Origin of the sequence: Citrobacter sp. XT1-2-2 (genome assembly GCF_023516235.1) — a bacterium.
In the GTDB taxonomy this organism is placed as follows: domain Bacteria; phylum Pseudomonadota; class Gammaproteobacteria; order Enterobacterales; family Enterobacteriaceae; genus Citrobacter; species Citrobacter werkmanii.
Genome location: NZ_CP097324.1, coordinates 2437266 through 2458450, shown reverse-complemented (window position 1 = coordinate 2458450; position 21185 = coordinate 2437266). Strand labels below are relative to the sequence as shown.

At 52.5% G+C, this 21185-nt stretch carries 16 protein-coding genes; 11 read left to right on the top strand and 5 right to left on the bottom strand.

Features of this window, described 5'->3' with window-relative positions; translation table 11 throughout:
* Positions 1 to 4: 4 nt before the first annotated feature.
* Genes fdnI through fdnG form a run of 3 tightly spaced genes read right to left on the bottom strand, consistent with a single transcriptional unit; the run spans position 5 to position 4598 of the window.
* Entirely contained in the window at positions 5 to 661 is a 657-nt protein-coding gene (gene fdnI / locus M4I31_RS11630; RefSeq protein ID WP_038640638.1) for a formate dehydrogenase-N subunit gamma, read from the bottom strand.
* Positions 654 to 1538: a formate dehydrogenase N subunit beta gene (gene fdnH / locus M4I31_RS11625; protein WP_038640640.1), complete on the bottom strand. Its 885-nt coding sequence runs from the start codon at positions 1536 to 1538 to the stop codon at positions 654 to 656. Before fdnH ends, fdnI begins: the two co-directional genes overlap by 8 nt.
* Positions 1539 to 1550: 12 nt before the next feature.
* A complete protein-coding gene (gene fdnG / locus M4I31_RS11620) occupies positions 1551 to 4598 on the bottom strand; it encodes a formate dehydrogenase-N subunit alpha (protein WP_137351461.1) in 3048 nt (1015 codons plus the stop codon).
* A 286-nt stretch (positions 4599 to 4884) separates the two neighbouring features.
* Here fdnG and yddG point away from each other — a divergent pair, with 286 nt between their 5' ends.
* The 3 genes from yddG (at position 4885) to M4I31_RS11605 (ending at position 7829) form a co-directional block, all read left to right on the top strand.
* Positions 4885 to 5766 (top strand): aromatic amino acid efflux DMT transporter YddG, encoded by an 882-nt coding sequence (gene yddG / locus M4I31_RS11615; RefSeq protein WP_085048194.1) that lies wholly within the window; start codon positions 4885 to 4887, stop codon positions 5764 to 5766.
* Positions 5767 to 6225: 459 nt separating this feature from the next.
* A complete protein-coding gene (gene ompD / locus M4I31_RS11610; RefSeq protein ID WP_038640648.1) occupies positions 6226 to 7305 on the top strand; it encodes a porin OmpD in 1080 nt (359 codons plus the stop codon).
* Between the two features lie 143 nt (positions 7306 to 7448).
* Entirely contained in the window at positions 7449 to 7829 is a 381-nt protein-coding gene (locus M4I31_RS11605) for a GFA family protein (protein ID WP_087856632.1), read from the top strand.
* Here M4I31_RS11605 and M4I31_RS11600 read toward each other — a convergent pair whose 3' ends face one another.
* Positions 7830 to 9317, bottom strand: a complete 1488-nt coding sequence (locus tag M4I31_RS11600) for an MFS transporter (RefSeq protein ID WP_137351462.1) — start codon at positions 9315 to 9317, stop codon at positions 7830 to 7832. It lies immediately after the preceding gene.
* Positions 9318 to 9434: 117 nt separating this feature from the next.
* Between M4I31_RS11600 and M4I31_RS11595 the strand changes: the two genes are divergently transcribed.
* From M4I31_RS11595 to M4I31_RS11565, 7 genes are all read left to right on the top strand, one after another.
* Entirely contained in the window at positions 9435 to 10013 is a 579-nt protein-coding gene (locus tag M4I31_RS11595) for a TetR family transcriptional regulator (RefSeq protein WP_085048192.1), read from the top strand.
* 211 nt (positions 10014 to 10224) lie between these two features.
* On the top strand, positions 10225 to 11610 hold the full coding sequence (locus tag M4I31_RS11590) for a NarK family nitrate/nitrite MFS transporter (RefSeq protein ID WP_085048191.1): 1386 nt from the start codon (positions 10225 to 10227) through the stop codon (positions 11608 to 11610).
* Positions 11611 to 11696: 86 nt separating this feature from the next.
* Positions 11697 to 15437 (top strand): nitrate reductase subunit alpha, encoded by a 3741-nt coding sequence (locus M4I31_RS11585; RefSeq protein ID WP_085048190.1) that lies wholly within the window; start codon positions 11697 to 11699, stop codon positions 15435 to 15437.
* On the top strand, positions 15434 to 16978 hold the full coding sequence (gene narH, locus M4I31_RS11580; protein ID WP_085048189.1) for a nitrate reductase subunit beta: 1545 nt from the start codon (positions 15434 to 15436) through the stop codon (positions 16976 to 16978). The genes M4I31_RS11585 and narH overlap by 4 nt, the downstream gene beginning before the upstream one ends.
* Positions 16978 to 17673 carry a nitrate reductase molybdenum cofactor assembly chaperone gene (narW, locus tag M4I31_RS11575; protein WP_038640661.1) on the top strand — a complete coding sequence of 232 codons (696 nt, stop codon included), beginning with the start codon at positions 16978 to 16980 and terminating at the stop codon, positions 17671 to 17673. The genes narH and narW overlap by 1 nt, the downstream gene beginning before the upstream one ends.
* The gene (narI, locus tag M4I31_RS11570) at positions 17670 to 18350 is read left to right on the top strand and encodes a respiratory nitrate reductase subunit gamma (protein WP_038640663.1); all 681 of its coding nucleotides are present in this window, start codon (positions 17670 to 17672) and stop codon (positions 18348 to 18350) included. Before narW ends, narI begins: the two co-directional genes overlap by 4 nt.
* Positions 18351 to 18447: 97 nt before the next feature.
* Positions 18448 to 19341, top strand: coding sequence for a PhzF family isomerase (locus M4I31_RS11565; RefSeq protein ID WP_085048188.1), 894 nt, complete (start codon positions 18448 to 18450; stop codon positions 19339 to 19341).
* 59 nt (positions 19342 to 19400) lie between these two features.
* Here the strand turns inward: M4I31_RS11565 and nhoA are convergent, their stop codons facing one another.
* Positions 19401 to 20246: an N-hydroxyarylamine O-acetyltransferase gene (gene nhoA, locus M4I31_RS11560; protein ID WP_038640665.1), complete on the bottom strand. Its 846-nt coding sequence runs from the start codon at positions 20244 to 20246 to the stop codon at positions 19401 to 19403.
* 157 nt (positions 20247 to 20403) lie between these two features.
* Between nhoA and M4I31_RS11555 the strand changes: the two genes are divergently transcribed.
* The gene (locus M4I31_RS11555; protein WP_038640667.1) at positions 20404 to 20976 is read left to right on the top strand and encodes a flavin reductase family protein; all 573 of its coding nucleotides are present in this window, start codon (positions 20404 to 20406) and stop codon (positions 20974 to 20976) included.
* Positions 20977 to 21185: the final 209 nt, after the last annotated feature.

Genomic DNA, 21185 nt, shown 5'->3' with positions numbered 1-21185 from the left:
GGGATTAGTTAACCCCTTCCTCGCTCTCTTTTTTCGCTTCTTGTCTTTCGACTTCGCGATACCAGCGCGGGTGATGTTTCTTCGCCCAGCGACGGCTCACTTTCCCTTCGATCATGCCTTTAATAGAGCCTTTCACCCAGAATGCCATATACATATGGATGAGGATGGCGTGCATCAGAATAATGCCTGCCGCCGCATGGATCAGCAGGCTATAACGCACGACCTGCATCGGGAAGAACTGCGCAAAGTACGGACGCCAGATAATAATGCCGGTAATCAGCAGCACGAAAATCATGCTCATGATCGACCAGAACATCATTTTCTGTCCGGCGTTGTACTTGCCCACATCCGCCACTTTATGTTCATTGCCTTTCAGCACTTCCACAATGTTTTTCAGCCACGGAATATCTTTTTTATCCGGGATGTTGTGGTGAACAAAGCGTACAAACATGAACATTAACGCCACGAAGATCAGCAGCCCGAAGAACGGGTGCAAAATACGCCCCATCTGCGGCGTACCGAAAGTCTGCGTCAGCCATTGCAGAGTCGGGAAGAAAAATGAAATCCCCGACAGCGCCACCAGGAAGAAGCAGATCACCACCGTCCAGTGACAGGCGCGGTCGATAAACTTCGTGCGCACAATCATTTTCGACTTACTCATGATGATCCTCCTCGTCGTCGTCCACTTCCTTATTCGGACCAATACCAACGTAGTGGTAAATAAGCCCGGCGAAGGTGGCGATAAATCCGGCTGCGGCCAGCGGTTTCAGCGCCCCTTTCCACAGATTGATAGAGGTATCAATCTGCGGATCTTTCGGCAGGCCGTGGTACAGCTCCGGCTGGTTGGCATGATGCAGAACGTACATCACATGCGTCCCCCCCACACCTTCCGGGTTGTAGAGTCCGGCGTGTTCGAAACCGCGAGCTTTCAGTTTGGCCACCCGCTGTTCGCCCATTTCCAGCATTTCCTGCTTGGTGCCGAAATGTATTGCCCCTGTTGGACAAGTCTTGACGCAGGCAGGCTCCTGCCCGACGCTGACGCGGTCCACACACAGCGTACATTTATACACGCGGTTATCCTCTTTATTGAGGCGCGGAATATTAAATGGACACCCGGCAATACAGTAGCCGCAGCCAATGCAGTGCTCTGACTGGAAATCGACAATCCCGTTGGCGTACTGAATAATCGCCCCGGCAGACGGGCACGCCTTCAGGCAGCCCGGATCTTCACAGTGCATACAACCGTCTTTACGAATTAGCCACTCAAGCTTGCCGTTCTGTTCGGTTTCGCTAAATCGCATCACCGTCCAGGATTTGGCGCTGAGATCGGCGGGGTTGTCATACACCCCGACGCAATGACCGACTTCATCGCGGATATCGTTCCACTCTGAACATGCCACCTGGCAGGCCTTACAGCCTATACAGGTGGACACATCGATCAGTTTCGCGACCTCTGCTTTGTAATCACGGGCCTGAGGCGGCGGCGTGATGGAGTTTGTTGCGGACCGTTTGATGATGTCCTGCGTTTCCATAGACATATATTCGCCCCCTTACGCCTTCTCGATGTTTACTAAAAACGCTTTGTATTCCGGCGTTTGCGAGTTTGCATCACCGACATTCGGCGTCAGGGTGTTGGCGATATAGCCTTTACGCGCGACTCCTTCAAAGCCCCAGTGGATCGGGATCCCAACCGTTTCGACCTGCTGACCGTTGACGTTCAGGGTACGCAGACGACGCGTAACCACCGCAACTGCGCGAATAAATCCACGCTTGCTGCTGACTTTCACGCGATCGCCGTTATTGATACCTTTCGCTGCCGCCAGCGTTTCGCTGATTTCCACAAACTGTTCTGGTTGAGCAATCGCATTAAGCAATGCGTGCTTGGTCCAGGTATGGAAGTGTTCGGTCAGACGATAAGTCGTCCCAACGTACGGGAAGTCCTGTTTGGTTCCCATGCGTAGCTTATCCGCCTCGTACAGACGGGCTGCCGGGTTGGAGATTACGTTCGGGTGCAGCGGGTTGGTACCCAGCGGCGTTTCCATTGGCTCGTAGTGTTCCGGGAACGGCCCTTCCGCCATCTTATCAATGGCGAACAGACGACCCAGACCTTCCGGCTGCATGATAAACGGATTGGTGCCGCTGCCAGGCGCCGCGGTGTTGAAGTCCGGGATGTCGTTCCCCGTCCACTTCGTACCGTTCCACTGGATCAGCATGCGTTTTGGATCCCACGGTTTACCCTGCGGATCCGCCGACGCGCGGTTATACAGAACGCGACGGTTCAGTGGCCATGCCCATGCCCAACCCAGCGTATTACCCAGCCCTGACGGGTCGGCGTTATCGCGGTTGGCCATCTGGTTGCCCTGCTCGGTCCAGCTACCGGTATAAATCCAGCAGGAAGATGAGGTTGTGCCATCATCACGCAGCAGCGCAAAGCTATTGAGCAACTGGCCTTTCTTCGCAATCAGCACACCGTTGGCATCATAGAGATCTTCCAGCGCATAGCCGTTGTTCTCTTTCGCCACTTCCTCTGAATGCGGTTCGTCCGGCTGCTTATAGTTCCAACTCATTTTCAGCACGGGTTCAACTGCTTTACCGCCTTCAGTGCGGTACATGTCGCGCAGACGGTGGTAAATGCCGGCCAGAATTTCGCCATCGTTACGGGCTTCGCCCGGCGCGTCCTGACCTTTCCAGTGCCACTGCAACCAGCGACCGGAGTTGGCAATTGAACCGTCCTCTTCCGCAAAGCAGGTTGACGGCAAACGGAAGACTTCGGTCTGGATAGATGCCGGATCAACGTCGTTTGATTCGCCGTGGTTTTGCCAGAACGTTGAAGTTTCTGTCACCAGCGGATCGATAACGACCAGATACTTCAGTTTGCTCAGGGACTGCACCACTTTGTTTTTGTCCGGGAAGGACGCAACTGGGTTAAAGCCCTGACAGATGTAACCGGTGACTTTTCCGCTGTCCATCATGTTGAAGTATTTGATCACGTCGTAGGACTGATCCCACTTCGGCAGCCACTCAAAGCCCCAGTCATTCTCTTTCTGTGCCGCATTGCCGTAGAAAGATTTCATCAGGCTAACGAAAAACTTCGGATAGTTGCCCCAGTAGTTAACCTGATCGGCCAACGTCGCTTTTGGCGTGTTCGCGGCCAGATAGGTTTGCAGATCTGTCTGTTTTTCTGACGGTAGCGTCAGGTAGCCCGGCAGGCTGGTAGAGAGCAGTCCTAAGTCTGTTAACCCCTGAATGTTGGAGTGACCGCGCAAGGCGTTGACACCGCCGCCGGCCATCCCCATGTTGCCGAGCAGCAGCTGGATCATCGCCATGGTGCGGATGTTTTGCGCCCCGACGGTATGCTGCGTCCAGCCCAGCGCATACAGGAACGTGGTTGTACGATCGACTGCGCTGGTGGAAGCCAGCACTTCGCAGACTTTCAGGAAGTCTTCTTTTGGCGTACCGCAGATATTTTCCACCACATCTGGCGTGTAACGGGATACATGCTGTTTCAGCAGGTTCCACACGCAGCGCGGATGGCTTAATGTTTCATCGCGTTTGGCGTAGCCGTTTTCATCGAACTGATAGTTCCAGGACGATTTATCATACTGACGTTTTTTCGCGTCATACCCGCTGAACAGACCCTCTTCGAAAGCAAAATCATCCCGCACCAGCAGGCTGGCGTTGGTGTAATGCTTAACGTATTCAGCGTTGATTTTGTTATTTTCAATCAGGTACAGCAAAACGCCGGACAGGAACGTAATGTCCGTGCCGGAACGAATCGGTGCGTAAATATCCGCCACCGAGGCTGTACGTGTAAAACGTGGGTCAACAACAATCAGCGTGGCGTCATTGTTGTTTTTAGCTTCCATCGCCCAGCGGAATCCCACCGGATGTGCTTCAGCGGCGTTACCGCCCATCACCATCACGACGTTAGCATTTTTAATATCAACCCAGTGGTTGGTCATCGCACCGCGACCAAATGTTGGAGCAAGACTTGCTACCGTTGGTCCGTGTCAGACGCGCGCCTGGTTGTCTACTGCCAGCATGCCGAGTGAGCGCACAAATTTTTGCGTCAGCATGCCGGTTTCATTACTTGCTGCAGATGCGCACAGCATCCCGGTTGAAAGCCAGCGGTTAACCGTTACGCCCTGCTCATTTTTCTCAATAAAGTTGGCGTCACGGTCAGTTTTCATCAGCTTCGCGATGCGGGAGAAAGCTTCATCCCAGCTGATACGCTGCCATTTGTCGGAACCAGGAGCGCGATATTCCGGGTAACGCAGACGGTTTTCACTGTGTACGTAATCCAGTAATCCTGCGCCCTTAGGACATAATGCCCCCCGGCTCACCGGATGATCCGGATCCCCTTCAATATGGTAAATCGACTCTTTGGCGTTTTTTGCTCCATCACCCAGGCTATACATTAATAGCCCGCAACCTACGGAACAGTATGTGCAGGTGTTTCGGATCTCTTTGGCGCGTAATAACTTATAGTTTCGCGCCTGAGCCAGTGCCATTTTGGGTGCAAAACCCAGAGCGGCTACTGTTGTTCCCGCCATACCGCCCGCGCAGATTTTAAAAAATTGTCTGCGGCTGACGTCCATTGCTTTCCTCTTTTTTGCAGGGATTCGTACAAGAAATCTCTCAAAGTGCGTAATCGAGGCAGCCTGAAAGATGACATGTACAACTTCGCGACGAAACTATCAGCTATATCCATATTTTTTTTGCGTCAAATCAAAAACGAAACGGTTCCGCTACTAAATAGTGCACTTTGTTTAACCCTTGTACCCATAAGGAGGTATGCAAAAGGTAATTAATTAGCGTGCTACGGTGTAAAAGTGCTATAAATTTCAGCTTATTTTTTGCCAGTGGTATGGACAGAGAAACAGAATGACAAAACAAAAAGCAACGTTAATTGGTCTGATTGCCATCGTACTCTGGAGCACGATGGTTGGGCTTATTCGGGGAGTGAGTGAGGGACTGGGACCTGCTGGCGGCGCAGCGATGATTTTTTCATTAAGCGGCCTGTTGCTCATATTTACTGTCGGATTTCCAAATATCAGAAAAATTCCTGTTCGCTATTTAATCGCCGGTAGCGTGCTTTTTGTTAGCTATGAAATTTGTTTAGCACTGGCCCTGGGTTATGCCGCTACCCGTCATCAGGCTATTGAAGTCGGGATGGTAAATTATCTCTGGCCAAGCCTGACGATATTGTTCGCCATATTATTTAATGGTCAAAAATCAACCTGGCTGGTCATTCCTGGATTAATTATCGCATTGACCGGTGTTTGTTGGGTATTAGGTGGTGAAAATGGCCTCAATCCTGGCGAAATTATCAGCAATGTTGCCAGTAGTCCGCTCAGTTATTTTCTCGCCTTTCTGGGGGCTTTTATCTGGGCCACATATTGCACAGTGACCAATAAATTTGCAAAAGGCTTTAACGGCATCACGGTGTTCGTCTTACTGACAGCCGCAAGTCTGTGGGTTTACTATTTTGTCACCCCTCAGCCGGAAATGGTTTTCAGCACTCCGGTGACGATTAAAATGTTCACTGCAGCATTAACGTTAGGATTTGCCTATGCTGCGTGGAATATTGGTATTTTGCACGGTAATGTCACCATTATGGCGGTGGGTTCTTATTTTACCCCCGTACTGTCCTCCGCGCTTGCCGCCGTGCTACTCAGCGCCCCGCTATCACTTTCTTTCTGGCAAGGCGCGCTGATGGTTTGCGCTGGCTCGCTACTTTGCTGGTTGGCAACGCGCCGCGCCTGAAAAAAACCGGGTTTTATCACAAATAAATAAAATCCGGCTATACTTTAGCCAGGCTGATGGATAATTATTGCGCATTGCACTTGTGTTTTTTGTTTATATTTGTTTAATTAAATGTTAAATATATGATTATTAGTTAACGCGTGAAAGTATTTCATGTTTATCTATAACCCTCCGCATGTATATATTATACAAGCGAAACTAACGCCATTTAAACCATAGCTGCCATAATAGTCCCCTGCGTAAATATATCTCATCAGATTTGTCACATATTAAGATTAATACAATCAGCTGTATTATGTAGATCTGGATCACACAACTTCAAATATTTCGCAATATTATGAAACTTATTATTGAACTTATACCACTGCGTCATTTAAAAATGGTTTGCCATTGACGAACCCCTTCGTTTAGCAATGGTTTAGGAAACACACCAAGAAAAAATTATAAGGATTATTTAGAATGAAACTTAAATTAGTTGCAGTGGCAGTGACTAGCCTGTTGGCGGCAGGTGCAGTAAACGCGGCTGAGGTATATAACAAAGACGCAAACAAACTGGATATCTACGGTAAAGTTCACGCTCAGCATTATTTCTCTGATGACACCAGCAGCGATGGCGACAAAACCTACGCACGTCTGGGCTTCAAAGGCGAAACTCAGATCAATGACCAACTGGTTGGTTTTGGTCAGTGGGAATATGAATTCAAAGGCAACCGTTCTGAAGATCAGGGTTCCGAAGCAGACAAAACCCGTCTGGCATTTGCTGGCCTGAAATTCGCTGAATACGGTTCTTTCGACTACGGTCGTAACTACGGCGTAGCTTACGACATCGGCGCATGGACCGACGTTCTGCCAGAGTTCGGTGGCGATACCTGGACCCAGACTGACGTATTCATGACTCAGCGTGCTACCGGCGTTGCAACCTACCGTAACACCGATTTCTTCGGTCTGGTTGAAGGTCTGAACTTTGCTGCTCAGTATCAGGGCAAAAACGATCGTAACAATGAAGTAGAAGCAAACGGCGACGGTTTCGGTCTGTCTACTACTTATGAGTACGAAGGTTTTGGCGTTGGTGCGACCTACGCGAAATCTGACCGTACCGACCGTCAGGTTCGTAACGGTAACAACGGTCTGTACGCATCCGGTCAGAATGCGGAAGTATGGGCTGCTGGTCTGAAATATGATGCGAATAACATCTACCTGGCGACCACCTACTCCGAAACCCGCAACATGACTACGTTCGGTAAAATCGACGGTATTGCTAACAAAGCTCAGAACTTTGAAGCTGTTGCTCAGTACCAGTTCGACTTCGGCCTGCGTCCGTCCGTTGCTTACCTGAAATCCAAAGGTAAAGATCTGGGTTATTTCGGCGACCAGGATCTGGTTGAATACGTAGACCTGGGTGCTACCTACTACTTCAACAAAAACATGTCTACCTTCGTTGATTACAAAATCAACCTGCTGGATGACAACAACTTCACCCGCTATGCAGGTGTAAGCACTGACAACATCGTGGCTGTTGGTCTGAACTACCAGTTCTAATTTTGTTGTAGTCTGAATACAAAGCCAGTCCTTTCGGGGCTGGCTTTTTCTCTTGATGTAGTCTCGGTCATAAGGAGTATGCCGTGCAGACGTTCACTGGTCGTTGTCTTTGCGGACAGAGTCATTTTACCGTTGACGTCGAAATGCTGGATGTCTATGCCTGCCACTGTACGTTGTGTCAGAAATGGTCGGGTGGCATCGCTATGTATCTGGAGGCCAGCGCTCATCCGCAGATGTCGCCGGATTCAGCCCAACCCTCACACTTTCCTTCTTCAAATCGTGGTGAACGTTTCTTCTGTTCCGGCTGTGGGTGCCCGCTGTGGTTTACCCTGACGGGTAGCGAACGCTATTTTGTGCCGTGGACGCTACTGGAACTTAACGAGGTAGATCGCCGCCGCCTGGTGTTAGCGGCAGAGATCTATACGGAAACTCAACCTGCATTCTGGAGACTGACGGGGCAATACGCTCGCTTGAGTGGAAAAGAAGTCGAAGAGATGGATTACCCCTGTCATTTAGCCCACTAGTTATTGATGCTGTAGCTTTGCCAGACTGAACCACATCCCTATCGCTAATACGATAAGCATACTGCCAGCGCTGCTTAAGGCCACGCTATGTGACCAGGTAAAGGCTTCTCTGGCAGCCGCCAGCAATGCCTCACTCAGCGACGACGGGAGCGAATGCGCAAGTTGCACCGCTTCGCCCATTGATGATGAGGCGCGCTCTATCTCCTGCGGATTAAGTCCGGCAGGTGGCAGAATCGAGGCAGAAAAGCTACGGCTCAACAGTAAGCCAAAGATAGCGATGCCAAGCCCGGCGCCAAGTTCATAAGCCATCGTCTCAATGGCGCCAGCCGCTGCCGCTTTTTCTGCCGGGGCTGCTGCCATGATTGCCGCAGTTGAGGCCAAAAGCGCACTTGCCGCGCTGAATCCGAGCAAGGCCATCAATATCCACGCCTGTATTTGCTGCGTACTGAAATCCGTCATCGCCAGACCGTAAAAACTGACGGCGCTGAGCGCCATGCCCGCCGTTGCCACACAACGTAATCCCAGACGTGACACCAACATGCCGGCAATGGGGCCGCTGAAACCACTTGCCAGCATCACCGGCAGCATAAACAGACCGGCCTGATACGGCGTCAAACCGTGCACAAACTGGAGCTCCTGAGCCATCAGCAATTCGAAACCAACCAGCGTAATCATCGCGGTCATCGCCATTACTACGCCACTTAAGATAATGCGATGCGTGAACAGCCGCATATCAATCATTGGCCGCGAAGCTGCAAGCTGGATACGGACAAACTGCCCCAACAGCACAGCTCCGGCTAACAATGTCAGCACGATGGCAGTGGTCGCGATATGACCTTTCAGGGCGGTTTTGGCGCTATAGACCAGCAGCAGAATAGCGACAATCAGCATTATCGCATGACCGAAATTTAACGATTGATCGCGACGTCCAGCCTGGCGTGGCACGAAACGAGCCGTCAATGCCATTACCACCACAACAATAGGCACATTGATTAAGAACACGGATCCCCAATAGAAGTGCTCCAGCAGTATGCCGCCTACTAATGGCCCAAACGCCGCGCCGCCGGAACCGACAGCGGCCCAGACGCCGAGCGCCATATTGCGATGACGCTGTTCAGCAAAGGTGGCGCGAATACCCGCGAGCGTAGCCGGAACAATCATCGCCGCCCCGATCGCTAATACCGCCCGCGTGGCAATCAGCCAACTGGCGCTGTGGGCAAACGCAGCGGCCAGCGATGCCAGGCCAAATAACCCCCCGCCCAACAGCAGCAGACGTTTAAAACCGATGCGATCGCCCAATGCCCCCATTGGCAACACCATGCCAGCCATGACCAGCGAATAAATATCAATAATCCACAGCAGCTCGTTACCACTGGCACCCAGCGTCATACTCAGCGTGGGCGCGGCAACGTGCAGCACCGTTGCATCAATCGCAACAGGGATGTAGACCAGTACAATAATGACTAACGTTAACCACTGACGAAACATAAAACTCCCTAACAAAACCGAAACTGGACACATGTCCAGCTTTAGCGATCCTACGGAAAATTGAACGTATGTCCAACTTTTTGTTAGACTGCGTGCTATTGAGATACAGGAGGAATGATGAGCTATCTGAACCGGGATGAACGTCGGGAAGTGATTCTGCAAGCGGCGATGCGCGTTGCACTGGAAGAAGGGTTTACTGCCATGACCGTACGACGTATAGCGGCGGAAGCCCATGTGGCGACGGGTCAGGTGCATCATCACTTTTCCTCTGCCGGTGAACTCAAGTCACAGGCTTTTGTGCGCCTGATCCGTACCCTGCTTGATGCTGAACTGGTCAGCGAAAACGCCAGTTTTCGGGAACGGCTGCATGCCATGCTGGGCAGCGAAGATGGCGGGTTCGAACCCCATATCAGGCTGTGGCGTGAAGCACAGGTGCTGGCAGATAAAGATCCTGAGATCAAAAGCGCCTATCTGCTGACCATGCGGATGTGGCATGAGGAAACGGCTAACATCATCACTCAGGGACAGAAAGCCGGTGAGTTTTTATCCACCCCAGATGCCGCCGATGTCGCATGGCGTCTAATCGCAGTGGTCTGCGGCCTGGATGGTATGTATGTGTTGGGCATAGAGGAAATGGCCGATCCCGCTTTCGAGCACCACCTGGATCGTATGATTACGCTGGAGTTATTTAGTTGATGTTATAGATGAACAAACAATACATCATTTAAGTTTACAATTAGTAACACTTAACCAACCTGTAATTCTCCCCTTATCCCGCGTTATTGCGCTTTTTTATCTATTCTTTCAGTCAATATTCCCAAAACCTTTCAATAGTTTCTAAAAAGAAGCTGCGCGGCCTGTATGCGTTTATTTCTTTTTCATGAACGGCATGTGCATGGAGAATAATATGTCATCATCAAATGAGAAAAATAATCGTTATCTTTTGACTGACTGGAAACCAGAAAACCCTGCCTTTTGGGAAAACAAAGGCAAGCACATTGCTCGTAGAAATCTTTGGATATCAGTAAGTTGCCTTTTGCTTGCCTTCTGCGTCTGGATGCTGTTTAGCGCCGTAGCCGTCAATCTGAATAAAATTGGTTTTAATTTCACCACCGATCAACTGTTTTTATTAACGGCATTACCCTCCCTTTCTGGTGCAATATTGCGCGTTCCCTACTCCTTTATGGTACCTATATTTGGCGGTCGCCGTTGGACCATTTTTAGCACGATTATTCTGGTTATTCCCTGCGTCTGGCTGGGATTTGCCGTGCAAAATACCGCTACTCCGTTTGGAGTATTTATTATTATTGCGCTGATGTGCGGTTTTGCTGGCGCTAACTTTGCCTCCAGCATGGGCAATATTAGTTTTTTCTTCCCCAAAGCAAAGCAAGGCAGCGCGCTGGGCGTTAACGGCGGTCTTGGCAACCTCGGCGTCAGCGTGATGCAGTTGATCGCGCCGCTGGTGATTTTTCTGCCCATATTTACCTTTTTGGGCGTCCAGGGCGTACCGCAAGCAGATGGCTCGTTATTGTCGCTGGCCAATGCCGCATGGATTTGGGTTCCACTTCTGCTAATAGCCACCCTGGCGGCAGGTATGGGAATGAATGATATTGCCAGTTCGAAGGCTTCTATTGCTTCCCAGTTACCGGTCCTCAAGCGTTTTCACTTGTGGCTGTTAAGCCTGCTGTATCTTGCAACTTTCGGGTCATTTATCGGCTTTTCGGCGGGCTTTGCCATGCTGGCGAAAACGCAATTTCCTGACGTGGATATTCTGCAACTGGCGTTCTTCGGCCCCTTCATCGGCGCGCTTGCGCGATCGGCGGGCGGCGTTATCTCTGACAAGTTTGGCGGTGTACGCGTCACGTTAATTAACTTCATCTTTATGGCACTGTTCAGCGCCCTGCTGTTTCTTACTCTGCCGGGGTCCGGTGAAGGAAACTTTGTCGCCTTCTATCTGGTGTTTATGGGGCTGTTCCTGACCGCGGGTCTGGGAAGCGGGTCGACCTTCCAGATGATTGCGGTGATCTTTCGCAAAATCACGATTTACCGGGTGAAACTGCGCGGTGGTACAGAGGAACAGGCGCAGCGTGAAGCGGTAACCGACACCGCCGCCGCGCTTGGATTCATCTCTGCCATTGGCGCTGTGGGCGGCTTCTTCATTCCTAAAGCGTTTGGTTCATCCCTGGCGCTAACCGGCTCTCCGGTGGGGGCTATGAAAATATTTTTGGTGTTTTACATCGTCTGTGTGCTGGTGACCTGGCTGGTCTATGGCCGTAAATCACAAAAAAAATAACGAAATGGATACCGCTGGATCGGACATTCAGGCAGGCCTGGTGTGCGATTCATCGTCGGCAATATTATCGAAGCAGGAGTTATGTCATGAGTAAACTGTTAGATCGCTTTCGCTACTTTAAACAAAAGGGCGATACGTTTGCCGAGGGGCATGGGCAAGTGATGCACACCAATCGGGACTGGGAAGACAGTTATCGTCAGCGCTGGCAGTTCGATAAAATTGTGCGCTCTACCCACGGCGTGAACTGTACCGGCTCATGTAGCTGGAAAATCTACGTCAAAAACGGACTGGTGACCTGGGAAACGCAGCAAACTGACTACCCGCGCACCCGCCCTGACCTGCCAAATCATGAACCCCGCGGCTGTCCGCGCGGCGCCAGCTACTCCTGGTATCTTTACAGCGCCAACCGCCTGAAATATCCGTTAGTGCGTAAACGTTTGATCGAACTGTGGCGCGACGCCCTGACCCGCCAGTCCGACCCGGTGCTGGCCTGGGAATCGATTATGAACGACCCGCAAAAATGCCAGAGCTACAAGCAGGTACGCGGTCGCGGTGGTTTTATCCGTTCTAGCTGGAAAGAACTTAATCAGTTGATTGCCGCCGCCAACGTCTGGACGGTAAAGACCTACGGCCCGGATCGCGTGGCCGGATTTTCACCTATTCCGGCAATGTCGATGGTCTCCTATGCCGCAGGCACGCGTTATCTTTCCCTTCTTGGCGGCACCTGCCTGAGCTTTTATGACTGGTATTGCGACTTACCGCCTGCGTCGCCAATGACCTGGGGCGAGCAGACCGACGTTCCTGAATCCGCCGACTGGTATAACTCCAGTTATATTATTGCCTGGGGTTCTAACGTCCCACAGACCCGTACGCCTGACGCGCATTTTTTTACCGAAGTGCGCTACAAAGGCACTAAAACCATTGCCATTACGCCCGACTACTCGGAAGTCGCCAAACTGTGCGACCAGTGGCTGGCACCAAAACAAGGCACCGACAGCGCGCTGGCGATGGCAATGGGCCATGTGATTTTAAAAGAATTTCACCTCGACAGGCCCAGCGACTACTTCCTCAATTACTGCCGCCGCTATACCGATATGCCAATGCTGGTCCTGCTGGATGCGCGTGAAGACGGCAGCTACGTGCCTGGACGTATGATGCGCGCTTCAGACCTTGTTGACGGTCTGGGCGAAAGCAACAATCCGGAGTGGAAAACCGTGGCCTTTAACAGCGACGGTGAGCTGGTCGTGCCGAACGGCTCCATCGGCTTTCGCTGGGGTGAGACGGGAAAATGGAACCTCGAGTCGTTGGCCGCAGGGGTAGAAACAGAACTTTCCCTCTCGTTGCTTGGTCAGCATGATGACGTGGCTGGGGTAGCATTCCCCTACTTTGGCGGCAACGAAAACCCGCATTTTCGCAGCGTAAAACAACAGCCGGTGCTGGTGCGTCAGCTTCCGGTAAAACGCCTCACCCTCGCCGATGGCCGCAGTTGCCCGGTAGTGAGCGTTTATGATCTGGTACTGGCGAATTACGGTCTCGATCGTGGTCTGGATGACGTTCATAGCGCGCAAGATTACAGCGAAGTGAAAGCCTACACCCCGGCCTGGGGAGAACAAATCACCGGTGTGCCACGCCGTCATATCGAACAAATCGCCAGGGAGTTTGCCGATACGGCACACAAAACTCATGGCCGGTCGATGATCATCCTCGGGGCTGGCGTTAATCACTGGTATCACATGGACATGAACTACCGTGGCATGATTAACATGCTGGTGTTCTGTGGCTGCGTGGGGCAAAGCGGCGGTGGCTGGGCGCACTATGTGGGTCAGGAGAAACTGCGTCCGCAAACCGGCTGGTTACCGCTGGCGTTTGCGCTGGACTGGAACCGCCCGCCGCGTCAGATGAACAGCACTTCTTTTTTCTACAACCACTCCAGCCAGTGGCGTTATGAAAAACTCACCGCGCAGGAGCTCCTCTCTCCGCTGGCCGACGCGTCGAAATTTAGCGGGCATTTAATCGACTTTAACGTACGCGCCGAAAGAATGGGCTGGCTGCCGTCCGCCCCGCAGCTTAACCTCAACCCATTGACCGTGAAAGCGAAGGCTGAACAGGCTGGCTTGTCTCCTGTGGAATACACCGCACAAGCGCTGAAATCGGGTGATATCCGTTTTGCCTGCGAGCAGCCGGACAGCGGCCACAACCATCCGCGCAACCTCTTTGTCTGGCGCTCTAACCTGCTCGGCTCCTCCGGTAAAGGGCATGAATACATGCTCAAGTATTTACTGGGTACCGAAAGCGGGATCCAGGGAGAAGCGCTCGGTTCAAGCGAGGGCATTAAACCTGAAGAGGTGGAATGGCAGGCTGCGGCGATTGAAGGCAAGCTTGATCTGCTGGTCACGCTCGATTTCCGTATGTCCAGTACCTGTCTGTTCTCCGATATCGTTCTGCCGACCGCCACCTGGTATGAAAAAGATGATATGAACACCTCGGATATGCATCCGTTTATTCACCCGCTGTCGGCGGCGGTCGATCCGGCGTGGGAATCGAAGAGCGACTGGGAAATCTATAAAGGCATCGCCAAAGTGTTCTCGGAGGTCTGTGTCGGGCACCTTGGGCAAGAAACCGATGTCGTCCTGCAACCGCTGCAACACGACTCACCAGCAGAACTGGCGCAGCCGTTTGACATCCTCGACTGGCGCAAAGGCGAATGCGATCTTGTTCCAGGAAAAACTGCGCCTAATATCGCCGTCGTGGAGCGTGACTACCCTGCCACCTACGAGCGTTTTACCTCGCTCGGCCCGCTAATGGACAAACTCGGAAATGGTGGCAAAGGTATCTCCTGGAATACCCAGACCGAGGTCGATTTCCTCGGCAAGCTGAACTACACCAAACGCGAAGGTCCGGCGAAAGGTCGACCGCTGATCGACACCGCACTGGATGCGTCGGAGGTGATCCTCGCCCTGGCGCCGGAAACCAACGGTCAGGTGGCGGTCAAAGCCTGGGAAGCGCTGGGCGCCATGACCGGACGCGACCATACGCATCTGGCGTTGAACAAAGAAGATGAGAAGATCCGTTTTCGCGATATTCAGGCGCAGCCGCGCAAAATTATCTCCAGCCCGACCTGGTCCGGTCTTGAAAGCGAACATGTCTCCTATAACGCAGGCTATACCAACGTCCACGAGCTGATCCCATGGCGCACCCTGTCCGGTCGCCAGCAGTTGTATCAGGATCACGCGTGGATGCGTGCATTTGGTGAAAGCCTGGTGGCCTACCGTCCGCCTATCGACACCCGCAGCGTTAGCGAAATGCGCGACGTTCCGCCTAACGGTTTTCCGGAAAAAGCGCTCAACTTCCTGACGCCGCATCAGAAATGGGGGATCCACTCCACCTACAGCGAAAACCTGCTGATGCTGACGCTGTCGCGCGGCGGCCCCATCGTCTGGATCAGCGAGACCGATGCCAAAGAGTTGGGTATTGAAGATAACGACTGGATCGAAGCCTTTAACGCCAATGGCGCGCTTACCGCCCGTGCGGTAGTGAGTCAGCGCGTGCCACCGGGAATGACCATGATGTATCACGCTCAGGAACGAATCATGAACATTCCCGGCTCAGAAGTCACCGGGATGCGTGGCGGGATCCATAACTCGGTCACCCGCGTCTGCCCGAAACCGACGCATATGATCGGTGGCTATGCGCAGTTGGCGTACAGCTTTAACTATTACGGTACGGTCGGCTCTAACCGCGATGAGTTCATCATGATTAGAAAAATGAAAAATATTAACTGGCTGGATGATGAAGGTCGCGATCAGGTACAGGAGGCGAAAAAATGAAAATACGCTCACAGGTAGGCATGGTTCTTAATCTTGACAAGTGTATCGGCTGCCACACCTGCTCCGTCACCTGTAAAAACGTCTGGACCGGGCGCGAAGGGATGGAATATGCATGGTTTAACAACGTCGAGACCAAACCAGGCATTGGTTATCCGAAAAACTGGGAAGATCAGGAAGAGTGGCAAGGCGGCTGGGTTCGCGATGTCAACGGCAAGATAAGACCGCGTCTGGGCGGCAAGATGGGGGTGATTACCAAAATATTCGCCAACCCGGTGATCCCGCAAATCGATGATTACTATGAACCGTTTACCTACGATTATCAGCATCTGCATAGCGCACCGGAAGGCAAAAACCAGCCCACTGCGCGTCCACGTTCGTTGATCGACGGTAAACGGATGGACAAGATTATCTGGGGCCCCAACTGGGAAGAGCTGCTCGGCGGCGAGTTCTCAAAACGCGCCCGTGACCGAAACTTCGAGAAAATGCAGAAGGAGATGTACGGTCAGTTCGAAAACACCTTCATGATGTATTTACCGCGACTCTGTGAACACTGTCTGAACCCAAGCTGTGTCGCCACCTGCCCGAGTGGTGCCATCTATAAGCGTGAGGAAGACGGCATTGTGCTGATCGACCAGGACAAATGCCGCGGTTGGCGTTTGTGTATCAGCGGTTGTCCATACAAGAAAATCTATTTTAACTGGAAGAGCGGTAAGTCAGAGAAGTGCATTTTCTGTTACCCGCGTATTGAGTCCGGCCAGCCGACGGTATGTTCGGAAACCTGCGTTGGGCGTATCCGTTATCTCGGTGTATTGCTGTACGACGCCGACCGCATCGAGGAAGCGGCCAGTACTGAGCATGAGACCGACCTGTATGAGCGTCAGTGCGATGTGTTCCTCAATCCGCACGATCCGGCGGTCATCGAAGAGGCGTTAAAACAAGGCATTCCACAGAATGTTATCGACGCCGCCCAACGTTCGCCGGTCTACAAAATGGCAATGGACTGGAAGCTGGCGCTGCCGTTACATCCTGAGTATCGCACTCTGCCGATGGTCTGGTATGTGCCGCCGTTGTCACCGATTCAGTCGGTCGCTGATGCCGGTGGCCTGCCGCGCAATGGCAATATTTTACCGGCGGTGGAATCACTGCGTATCCCGGTACAGTACCTCGCCAATATGCTAAGCGCTGGCGATACCGCCCCGGTACTACGCGCGCTCAAGCGCATGATGGCGATGCGCCACTATATGCGCTCACAAACCGTCGAAGGCGTGACGGATACCCGCGCCATTGAGGAAGTCGGTCTGACCGTTGAGCAGGTGGAGGAGATGTATCGCTATCTGGCTATCGCCAACTATGAAGACCGCTTCGTGATCCCGACCAGCCACCGTGAAATGGCGCGCGACGCTTTCCCGGAGAAAAACGGTTGTGGTTTCACCTTTGGCGACGGCTGTCACGGTTCGGATACCAAGTTCAACCTGTTTAACAGCAGCCGTATTGATGCCATCGACATTACCGAAGTGCGCGATAAAGCGGAGGGTGAATAATGCAAATCCTCAAGGTTATCGGACTGCTGATGGAATATCCGGACGAACTGCTGTGGGAGTGTAAAGACGACGCGCTGGCGCTGGTGTCCAGCGATGCCCCAATGCTTATCGAATTTAGCCAGGCCCTGCTCAATGCGCCATTACTGGATAAGCAAGCCGAATGGTGCGAGGTGTTTGATCGGGGGCGCGCCACCTCACTGCTGTTGTTCGAACATGTCCATGCCGAGTCGCGTGATCGCGGCCAGGCGATGGTTGATCTGCTGGCGCAGTACGAAAAGGTCGGGCTCCAGCTTAACTGCCGCGAGTTGCCGGATCATCTACCGTTGTATCTGGAGTATTTAAGCGTGCTGCCGGAGGCCCAGGCCAAAGAAGGTTTACAGAATGTCGCCCCCATTCTGGCACTGCTTGGCGGTCGCTTAAAACAGCGCGATACGCCGTGGTATCAGTTGTTTGATGCCCTGCTGCTGCTTGCCGGTAGCCCCCTTTCAAGTGACAGTGTCACCAGGCAGGTTGGCGCAGAAACACGTGACGATACCCGTCAGGCCCTGGATGCGGTCTGGGAAGAGGAACAGGTGAAGTTTATCGAAGATAACGCCACCGCTTGTGACAGCTCACCGTTACAAAACTATCAACGACGCTTTAGCCAGGACGTGGCGCCGCAGTATGTCGACGTCAGCGCGGGAGGTCCGAAATGATACAGTATCTGAACGTCTTCTTTTACGATATCTACCCGTATTTGTGCGGCACGGTGTTTATCCTCGGCAGTTGGTTGCGTTACGACTACGGGCAATACACCTGGCGCGCCTCTTCCAGTCAAATGCTGGACAAACGCGGTATGGTGTTATGGTCAAACTTGTTCCATATCGGCATTCTGGGGATTTTTTTCGGTCACCTGTTTGGCATGCTGACCCCGCACTGGATGTATGCCTGGTTCCTGCCGATTGCGGTGAAACAGCAAATGGCAATGATTCTCGGCGGTGTTTGCGGCGTGTTAACGCTGGTTGGGGGCGCGGGTTTGCTGGTGCGGCGCCTGACTAATCCACGCATTCGCGCAACATCATCCACTGCCGATATTCTGATCCTGTGCATTCTGCTGGTTCAATGCATTCTCGGCTTAACCACTATTCCGTTCTCCGCACAGCACCCTGACGGCAGTGAAATGCTGAAACTGGTCGGTTGGGCGCAGTCGGTGGTGACTTTCCAGGGGGGCGCATCCGCGCATCTGGATGGCGTGGCGCCGATATTCCGTGCCCATCTGGTGCTAGGCATGACGATATTCCTACTGTTTCCATTCACACGTCTGGTACACGTGTGGAGTGCGCCGTTTGAGTACTTCACCCGCCGCTATCAAATTGTGCGCTCGCGCCGCTAATTGCCTCTGATGCCTGGTGGCCTAAGCGCCACCAGGTCTGCATCGCTATCCCGCTTTTTGTACGCTATGATGCTTCTCCATTCCAGGGAGAACGCTAATGAAACCACAGGTTTACCACGTCGATGCCTTTACCTCGGTCCCCTTTCGCGGCAATTCAGCGGGCGTGGTGCTGCATGCTGACGGACTGAGCGAAGCGCAGATGCAGTTGATTGCCCGCGAGCTGCGTCATTCGGAAACTGCATTCCTGCTGACCAGCAACGACAGCGATGTACACATCCGCTATTTCACGCCGACGGTTGAAGTTCCCATCTGTGGACATGCTACCGTCGCCGCGCACTACGTGCGGGCCAAGGTACTGGGTCTGAGCAACACGACTGTCTGGCAAACCTCGCTGGCCGGGCGTCATCGGGTGGATGTTGAAACTGTAGGGAATGACTATCGCATTAGCCTTGAGCAAGGAACACCTGGATTTGAACCTCCGCTGCAAGGCGCGGTTCGCGCTGCAATTATCCACGCCCTGCATCTGAGCGAAGACGATATGCTGCCAGGGCTGCCGATCCAGGTTGCCACCACCGGCCATTCGAAAGTGATGATTCCGCTAAAGCCTGAGGTAGACCTGGACGCCCTTTCCCCAGATTTGCAGGCTCTGGCGACCATCAGCCAACAAATTGGCTGTAACGGTTTCTTCCCTTTTCAAATCCGTAAGGGCGAAAACGCCACCGATGGACGCATGTTTTCACCCGCAATTGGTATTGTGGAAGATCCAGTCACCGGCAATGCCAACGGGCCGATGGGCGCGTGGCTGGTTCACCACCGACTGATGGCGCATGATGGCAAAACGTTACGTGTTCAGGGGCATCAGGGCCGCGCGTTGGGTCGTGACGGTATAGTTGATGTGAAGGTCGCTATTCGTGATAACCAGCCGGAAAAAGTCACCATTACCGGTTCGGCGGTGATCCTGTTTCATGCCGAATGGGCGATAGATTTTTAATCTATTCCTGTGGGCCGGATATGGCGATTACGCCGCATCCGGCACTATTCCCGATGGTGTTATTTTCCCGCTTCCGGGTGCGTATCAAACGCCGCCATTACCGTCGCCAATTCTTCTTCAGTAAATCCATGCTTCACATCATCCACGCCCAATCCAAACCGCGCCTGCAATAAGGCGTACAGGCTGGCGACGTCAGGCAGATTAATCTGCTCTACCGCATGGCCATCCTGATAATGGGTAAAATGAAAATTGGTTAACGTAAATTTACCGCCGTCTGGCAGATGACGGCACATCAGCAGATGGTGACGAAAATGCGACTGCGGCCAATGCGCCGACCAGAAGTTGCCCATCAGATAATCGCTCTGATGCTGCATAACCAGGTCAAAACGGTACATTGATTGCCAGTGTTCGTGATGAAGGAACTGCAAAATCCAGTCTTCACCTTCCTGAATCAGACGATACTCTCCGTGTGGTGTGTGCTGTGCAACATCCGCCTGCAGACGAATCGGCGCTGTCAGCGTTTGCCCACCGAATCCGACGTCAGCGATCCACTGCTCTCCCTGTAGCTCAACCAGCAGCAGACGATGCGTGCGTGGCGGTAGGCTTGACGGATTCGCCAGTACCACACGTCCAAGTAAACTGCGAACGGTAAAACCGATTTCGCGGAGCGCCCGCTCAAATAACCCATTTTGCTCAAAACAATAACCGCCGCGACGCGCCGTTACCAGTTTCTCTTCCAGCGATGCGTCGTCGAGTTGCATTTCGCGTGGCAGCAGCACATCAAGATTTTCAAAAGGAATGGCGCTGTTGTGCAGTAAATGCAGCGCTCGCAGGGTTTCAATGTTGACGTTGGCCGAACCTGACCAGCCAATACGGGCAAAATAAGCGTTTAAAAAAGGCGTCATACCAGCTTCCTGTTTGTGTAATGTTGTACTTATAACGCATTTTTAATTTTACGCTGTCGATTTTGTGCGTTGTTCTTCCTCACGAGGCGACAAAATCGCTAATACCGTTAATATCTAAGTTAATTGTGGTGTGTTATCTCTCAGCCAAGGAGCATCCATGAGCCATTTTCGTCCTCTCGAATTGAAACATGCCAGTCGACTGCTAAATCACGGCCCTACCATTTTAATCACCAGTCGGGACGATCATACAGAGCGGCGGAATGTGATGGCCGCTGCGTGGTCAATGCCCGTGGAGTTTGAACCACCGCGTATCGCAATTGTGGTTGATAAAACCGCCTGGTCGCGGGAACTGATTGAACGCAGCGGTATGTTTGGCATCGTTATTCCGGGGGTTGCCGCCGCTAACTGGACCTGGGCCGTTGGCAGCGTTTCCGGTCGCGTGGAAGATAAATTCAACTGCTACGGCATTCCTGTGGTGCAAGGACCGGTGTTGGGTTTACCGCTGATAGAAGCAAAATGCCTGGCCTGGATGGAATGCCGTCTACTGCCTGCAACGGCGGCGCAGGAAAAGTATGACACCCTGTTTGGGGAAGTGGTCTCGGCGGCCGCTGATGAGAGAGCCTTCGTGGAAGGACGATGGCAGTTTGATGATGACAAGCTCACTACCCTGCATCACCTTGGGGCCGGAACGTTTGTCTCCAGCGGGAGACGCATTACCGCAGGTGAATAATTGTCTGCTAACGAATGGCGGCTCATGCTTTTCATCCCTCACCGTCTTCTTAAAACTTCTGAAAAACCAGTCGGATGAATCGCTGTCCTTCCTTGCTGAATCATTTGCGTGAATTATAGTTAAACTTGCTCTAACTCAAATATCTATTCCAAATCCAATCAGTCAAAGCAGCATCCCCCAACTGTACTTATAAAGTGTCAGAGAGGTTT